Raw genomic sequence first — 440 nt, 5'->3', positions numbered from 1 at the left:
AATCCCCGTGTCGGTGGTTCGATTCCGCCTCTGGGCACCAAGAATATGGCGGTATAGCTTAGTTGGCTAGAGCGTTCGGTTCATACCCGAAAGGTCATAGGTTCGACTCCTATTACCGCTACTAAAATTTAATGTGGGCCATTAGCTCAGTTGGTTAGAGCGCCCGGCTCATAACCGGTAGGTCTGGGGTTCGAGTCCCTGATGGCCCACCACATTAAATTAATAAAATTTCGAGGTGTAGCGCAGTTTGGTAGCGCACATGGTTTGGGACCATGGGGCCGGGGGTTCGAGTCCCTTCACCTCGACCAATATAATGGTGGGTATAGCTCAGTTGGTTAGAGCGCCAGATTGTGGCTCTGGAGGTCGTGAGTTCGACTCTCATTATCCACCCCAACTAATATGGTCTATTAGCTCAGTCGGTAGAGCACCTGACTTTTAAT

The 440-nt window shown here is 50.2% G+C and carries 4 tRNA genes; all 4 read left to right on the top strand.

The features are described 5' to 3' along the window. Positions 1-47: 47 nt before the first annotated feature. Positions 48-121 (top strand) — tRNA-Met (locus tag IC218_RS21655). 14 nt (positions 122-135) lie between these two features. Next, a tRNA-Ile gene (locus IC218_RS21650) sits at positions 136-212 on the top strand. Between the two features lie 19 nt (positions 213-231). Next, positions 232-308 (top strand) — tRNA-Pro (locus IC218_RS21645). Positions 309-316: 8 nt separating this feature from the next. Beyond that, a tRNA-His gene (locus tag IC218_RS21640) sits at positions 317-393 on the top strand. Positions 394-440: the final 47 nt, after the last annotated feature.

The sequence above is a fragment of the Clostridioides sp. ES-S-0005-03 genome (assembly GCF_020658455.1).
Lineage (GTDB): Bacteria > Bacillota > Clostridia > Peptostreptococcales > Peptostreptococcaceae > Clostridioides.
Note: the sequence above shows the minus strand (reverse complement) of the source record. Positions and strands in the feature narration are given on the sequence as shown.